This is a genomic window from Pseudoalteromonas shioyasakiensis (assembly GCF_022398475.1).
Lineage (GTDB): Bacteria > Pseudomonadota > Gammaproteobacteria > Enterobacterales > Alteromonadaceae > Pseudoalteromonas.
The window spans coordinates 1-6635 of the sequence record NZ_JAKEVM010000185.1 but is presented as its reverse complement, the minus strand read 5'-3'; the positions used below and the strand labels follow the sequence as shown (position 1 = coordinate 6635).

At 41.5% G+C, this 6635-nt stretch carries 6 protein-coding genes; all 6 read right to left on the bottom strand.

Annotation, left to right across the window (positions count from 1 at the left end):
* Window positions 1-9: 9 nt before the first annotated feature.
* Window positions 10-1026, bottom strand: coding sequence for an erythrose-4-phosphate dehydrogenase (gene epd, locus L1D51_RS19890; RefSeq protein WP_054551164.1), 1017 nt, complete (start codon window positions 1024-1026; stop codon window positions 10-12).
* Window positions 1027-1324: 298 nt separating this feature from the next.
* Window positions 1325-1786, bottom strand: coding sequence for a methyltransferase family protein (locus L1D51_RS19885; RefSeq protein WP_239964602.1), 462 nt, complete (start codon window positions 1784-1786; stop codon window positions 1325-1327).
* Window positions 1783-2406 carry a 3'-5' exonuclease gene (locus L1D51_RS19880; RefSeq protein WP_054560884.1) on the bottom strand — a complete coding sequence of 208 codons (624 nt, stop codon included), beginning with the start codon at window positions 2404-2406 and terminating at the stop codon, window positions 1783-1785. The genes L1D51_RS19885 and L1D51_RS19880 overlap by 4 nt, the downstream gene beginning before the upstream one ends.
* An 8-nt stretch (window positions 2407-2414) precedes the next feature.
* A complete protein-coding gene (locus L1D51_RS19875) occupies window positions 2415-4253 on the bottom strand; it encodes a DUF294 nucleotidyltransferase-like domain-containing protein (RefSeq protein ID WP_239964600.1) in 1839 nt (612 codons plus the stop codon).
* Between the two features lie 119 nt (window positions 4254-4372).
* Window positions 4373-6097 carry a sodium:solute symporter family protein gene (locus tag L1D51_RS19870; RefSeq protein WP_054560886.1) on the bottom strand — a complete coding sequence of 575 codons (1725 nt, stop codon included), beginning with the start codon at window positions 6095-6097 and terminating at the stop codon, window positions 4373-4375.
* Window positions 6098-6107: 10 nt separating this feature from the next.
* Complete coding sequence (locus L1D51_RS19865; RefSeq protein WP_054551160.1) at window positions 6108-6371, bottom strand: DUF4212 domain-containing protein; 264 nt, start codon at window positions 6369-6371, stop codon at window positions 6108-6110.
* Window positions 6372-6635 lie beyond the last annotated feature (264 nt).

Here is a 6635-nt window from a genome sequence, read left to right as displayed (position 1 = left end):
ATTTATAAATTATTGGCTTACAGCCATCATCGCACGCGCAGTGTCGAGCATACGATTCGCAAAGCCCCACTCATTATCGCACCACACTAACAACTTTATCAGTCGTTTATGACTAACACGTGTCTGAGTGCCATCTATGATACAAGAATGTGGGTCATGATTAAAATCTACCGATACCAATGGCTCTTCTGTATAGCTTAAAATACCGTCAAGGCGGTCTTTTGCAGCTAACTTAAGTGCTTGATTGACAGTCGCTAAATTCACATCGGTATTCACTGTTACACTTAAATCCATCGCCGTCACATTGATAGTTGGTACCCTAACAGCAATGGCTTCAAAGCGACTATGAAACTTAGGCAAAATACGCTCAATACCACGAGCAAGCTTTGTATCCACCGGAATAATAGACTGGCTTGCAGCGCGAGTACGACGTAAATCATGATGATACGCATCAATCACTTGCTGATCATGCATCGAGGCATGAATCGTTGTAATAGCCCCAGATTCAATCGAAAATGCGTCATCCAGCACTTTAATTACTGGCACAATACAGTTTGTGGTACATGAACCGTTTGAAACAATCGTATGTTCAGCTTTTAGCTCATCATCGTTAATACCATACACAATTGTGGCATCAACATCAGCATCTGCAGGCTGTGAAAACAATACTTTTTTTGCACCAGCAGCCAAGTGTAGTTCTGCATGTTCACGAGAGTGATACACCCCAGTACATTCAAGAACCACATCAACATCAAGAGTTTGCCAAGGTAGTTCCGCAGGGTTTTCTTCTGCAAATAAGGCTATAGAGTCGTTAGCAACCGTTAAAGTATCTTCGCCAAGATTAACAGGGAATGAAAAGCGGCCGTGAGATGTATCGTATTTAAGGAGATGGGCAATGCCCTTAGGGTCGGCTAATTCGTTAATAGCGACAATTTTGATTTGATCTTCAAGCCCTGATTCATACAGTGCACGGACGATATTGCGCCCGATTCGACCAAAACCATTAATTGCAAGTTTGATTGCCATGAAGAAGAAAATCCACTCTATTTGCTTGCAGATAAAGGCAACTGCCTTTTAGATGGCGGTATTGTAATCGACCTTACACATTTTTATAAGAGGGCAAGGTAAATAAAACTACTTTAACAACCCTAGATGGCTCAATTTTGGTAATCAACCTGAAGAGTTTTTATAAGAGGTCAGCCAAAATAAAAATTGCTTAGTATGTTTTAGATGGCGCAGTTTTGGTAATCGACCTTACACATTATTATAAGAGAGCAAGGTAAATAAAACTGCGTTAGCAACCTCATTCTCTTACTTTTTTCCTTTATAGCCAGCGACGAACAGTTTTTTTGTATTGCTGGTATGCTGACCCAAACTTCTCTGCCATAAACTTTTCTTCTGGCATAATTTGAAATCGATTCATATAGAGAATAAATACCGGCAGCATTATAAAACTCGCAATATTACCAAGATAAATTCCCCAACCAACTAGCATTAATAACATACCAACATACATTGGGTTACGGCTAAATTGATAAACACCACTTGTAACAAGGCTCGCCGACTTTTCTGGAATTCGAGGGTCAACGGTCGTGCCTTGCTTGCGAAATTGATAAACCCCTAATAAAGCAAACACCACACCTAAAAATGCAATGAGTAGTGCTACAAAAGATGATGCGAAAAACGAGAAGCTAAAACTCATAAACAACTCTGCTATGCCCCACATCATCAACGCAATGATCAGCAGCAGCGCGCCTGGAGGAATTTTTAATTCTAACTGATTCACACAAGTTCCCCTACTTTCAATGCCTTACCACGACTAATTTGATGACACTGGGCTAAGAATAACTCGGCCGTTGCCATAGCATCAGTAAGGGCATGGTGCGAGCTGTAATGTGGTAAGTTGTAGCGTTTACGGCATTCGCTAAGTGTTAAATCATCGTGGCCAATTTCGTGGCCTTGCTGGTGCAGGCGTTTTTTTTCAATAACAAAGGTATCAAGAATTAAACGCGCTTTTGCATCTAAGCCAAGCGTTCTGCACGCCTGTTTTAAAAACCCCCAATCAAGTGCCGCATTATGAAAAACTAAAATGCACTCACCAAAATGCTGATGCAGCTTACCAAGAATGGTTTCGAGGCTTTCACCTGTATCTATATCTTGTTTTGCAATACCGTGATAAATCGGGCTTTGCTCTAAGCTTTGCACGTCTTTATTTATTAAGTGCTGCGCACCGCTGAGTTTAATGCACTGATCTTCTATCATTACCCACGCCACCGAGACAATTTCGTGCTGGCGAGGGTCAAGGCCCGTTAATTCCATGTCTATCACTACATAGCGCTCTTTATAAGCATCGGCTGCCAAAAGTTGCTTACGCGCTAAATACCGACTTAACCAGCGTTTAACCATCACACCTCCTATAAACTACCACGAGCAAACTTAAATGCGGCCGCTTGCTGTGCCTGTTTAACCAAATAAAATGCTTCTTTTAATTGATGTCGCTCTAATGAGTTCAACGCATTTGGGTTAATACAGTTGCTAGGCAATCCCTCTTCGTTAATTTGCGTACCTAAACGCAGCTGGGTTAAAAAACGCCAACAGTCTTTTAGGTTATATAAGTCATCATTGTTGAGTAGCGAAAATTTCATTAACGCATCAATACGCTCTTGCGTATTAGCGCGCTGAATACCCGCTTTAAGGGAATATAAACGTACTATGTCGTTGATGATCACCACACCACGTTTTTTTAAGTCGAGGTACTTATGCTGTTTTTCGTCAGTTTCTAATTTAAATTGATTAAACAAACCAATGGGCACTGGCGTATTTTTAATGTCGCTGGCCATAGCTGCATAGAATAAGTCATTTTTAGAAATGCGCTTTAGCTGCTCACAAAAGCGCGCATATAAGGTGGTTGAGCCTTCAATAAAGCGTAAATCAAAAAATATCTTACAATTGAGCATCGCCTCAGGTGTAGGTGAGGTGATCCACTTATGAAACTTTTCTGTCCAATCGTTAATGCCCATTCGACACGCTGCATTGCTCGCCATAATATTGCCAGGGCAACGTTTTATACCGCACTCAATTAAATGCTCACAGACGTACTCGCCCATGCGCTTAAAGTAATCTTGTTGTTCTTCTGTTAAATCATCAGGTAGCAACAGGCCATTATCTTGGTCTGAATGCAGCGTTTGTTCTTCCCTTGCTTGTGAACCAAAACAAATAAAACTAAAGCTGGTTGGTGCCGCGCCATTATCTTCTTGAAACAAACGGATCAAACGCGAAGTCAGTGCATCGGTTAAGCCACTTAATAATTTACCAATCAAGGAGATATCATCAATATTGTTCGAAAAGCCTTTTAACAAGCCGGGTATCTCTTGCGAATAACGCTTTAAATCAACCACGCTGTGCGCTTTGTATATTCGGCCAATCAATTGTACTGGGTCGCTTTTTTGCTGACGCAGTAAATCAGTACTGGTGAGCATACCTAGGGGTTTGTGATGTTCATCAAGCACAGGTAAATGGTGAATATTGTGCTTAAGCATTAAGTGCAGCGCCGAAAACACGCGGTTATTTTCAAAAATAAACTTGGGCTTACACGTCATGATGCTACTTACTGAGTCTTGAGGGTCAACCTCATCGGCCAATACGCGGTTGCGTAAATCTCGGTCGGTGACAACCCCAACGAGGCGATCATGTTCCGTTAACATAATCGACGAAACACCCTGCTGTTTCATTTTTTTAGCGGTTTGACGAATACTTGCATCTGGTGCCAAGGTAACGGCTTTGCGATTCATCAATTCGCAAATTTTCTTCTCCGACCAACTGTCGTTTTGACTTTTATAATGAGACGACAATAAACGGTTTTTGTGGGCGCGAACAAAGTATTGCTCAAACACTTTATACTCACGGCGTAAGTAATCAAATGCCGCTTGGTTTAACATGTAAACAATGCCTTCCTTTTGCACTGAAATACTATTTTGAATCGCTTCGCCAGTTAACAGTGAAGGAAAACCAAAGTAATCGCCACTCGATAACTTAGTAATCACATCGCCTTTTGGGTCGACTAAATCATAATCGCCAGAGCGAATTAAAAATAATCTGAGATTATCTGAACTTAACCACTGATTTTGATTCTCACGGGTCAGATAAATAATATCGAGATGGTTTACAAAATACTCACTAGCAGCACCTTCGAGCTGATTAAATGGCGTTTGCTGCATCACAAATTGGGCGACTTCCTGTTGCTCGGTATTCATGGTCATTCTCGCTATAAAATAGAGACAATATCTACACTACCCCTGTTTGAAATAAATAAAAAGCCCGACTTAAGTCGGGCTTTTGAACTTCAAGAGTGTGTTCTTATAAAATGGTTTTATTAGTGCGCGTGTGCTGCGCTCGAACCTTTAGGGTTACGGATACCTTCAACCATTTCTTGGATTTCAACTGGTGTTTCAGCCGTTAGTTTAAGTACGATAGCTGCAACCACAAAGTTAACAATCATACCAATCAGACCAATACCCTCAGGTGAAATACCAAATAACCAGTTTGCAGGTGCATTCAATTCAGGGCTTACGAACTTGAAGTAGATAATATAAGCCGCTGTGAATGTAATACCTGTCACCATACCCGCAATCGCACCTTCTTTATTCATCTTCTTAGAGAAGATACCCATGATGATAGCTGGGAAGAAGCTCGCCGCTGCTAAGCCGAAGGCAAAGGCAACAACCGAAGCCACGAACCCTGGCGGGTTAATACCAAAGTAAGCTGAAATCACAATCGCTATCATCGCAGCTAAGCGCGCTGCAAGTAGCTCTTGTTTGTCACTTATATCTGGTTTTAAGGTGCGTTTTAATAAGTCATGCGATACCGAGGTCGAGATCACCAATAGTAAGCCTGCTGTTGTTGATAGCGCTGCTGCGATACCACCTGCTGCTACTAATGCAATCACCCATGCTGGTAAGTCTGCAATCTCAGGGTTTGCAAGTACCATGATGTCGCGGTCAACTTTAACTTCGTTTGCGCTGTTTGGATCATCAATCTTACCTGCTGAGTAGAACATTTTGCCGTCACCATTTTTATCGTTAAAGGTGATTAGGCCTGTTCTTTCCCAATTCTTAACCCATGCTGGTGCCTCTGCGTACTCTGTACCGCTACCGTCTTTACCGTTAATTGTATCAATCATGTTTACACGAGCGAATGACGCTACAGCAGGTGCTGTTGTATAAACGATTGCAATGAAAACAAGTGTCCATGCAGCTGAGATACGCGTGTCTTTAACACGTGGAACAGTGAAGAAACGAACGATTACGTGCGGTAAACCTGCAGTACCAACCATTAACGCGCCTGTGATTGCGAATACATCAATCATGCTCTTCGAGCCTTCGGTATACTGCGCAAAGCCAAGCTCGGTACTGAGCCCATCTAGTTTATCAAGTACAAACTGTCCTGAGCCATCGCTAAGGGTTGCACCGAAACCGGTTTGTGGGAAGAAGTGACCTGTCATCATCATTGAAATGAAGATTGCTGGAACAAGGTAAGCAAATACTAGTACACAGTACTGAGCTACTTGCGTATATGTAATCCCCTTCATACCGCCTAATACAGCGTAGAAGAATACAATCACCATACCAATGTAAACACCGGTCTCAATATCTACTTCTAAGAAGCGAGAGAAAACCACACCTACACCACGCATTTGACCTGCGATATATGTGAAACAGATAAAAATAGCACATAAAATTGCAACAACACGTGCAGCTTGTGAGTAATAACGGTCACCGATGAAATCAGGTACCGTGAACTTACCAAACTTACGTAGGTAAGGAGCTAAACAAAGTGCAAGTAGTACATAACCACCTGTCCACCCCATTAGATATACACCACCGTCATAGCCCGCAAACGAGATAATACCCGCCATTGAGATAAACGATGCCGCACTCATCCAGTCAGCAGCGGTTGCCATACCATTTGCTAGCGGCGGTACACCGCCCCCTGCAACATAGAATTCATTTGTTGACCCAGCACGAGCCCAGATTGCGATGCCGATATAAAGCGCAAAGCTTAAACCGACGATAATAAACGTGAGTGTTTGAACATCCATTGCTTAGCTCCTATTCGTCTACGCCGTATTTTTTATCTAACGTATTCATTTTGAAAACGTAAACAAAAATCAAAGCAACAAAGGTATAAATAGCGCCTTGCTGGGAGAACCAGAAGCCGAGTTTAAACCCAAAGAAACGTATCTCGTTAAGTACGTCTACCAGTAAAATGCCGAAGCCAAATGACACGACAAACCAAATTGCTAATAATTTAAATAGCAGTGCGAGGTTTTCCGCCCAATAAGCTTTTGCTTGTTCTTCATCTTTAAAAGCCATTTTTTATCCCCTTATGCATTACAAGAAAGTAATGAGTGGTATTAGTTGTCATTAACTAAGTTAGCAAGGGTTCTGATTTATGGAATTGAGACCATAGTCGTAACAGCTAGTTTACGTTTACGTAAACTGCAAAACACCATTTGTTAACGAATGGTAAAAAACAATATTTAACAACAACTTAACCTACAAAGATAAATTTACGAAATATCGAAAATAGTAAAAACGAATGATCTGCGACATTAGTCTAATAAAGATACATAAAAC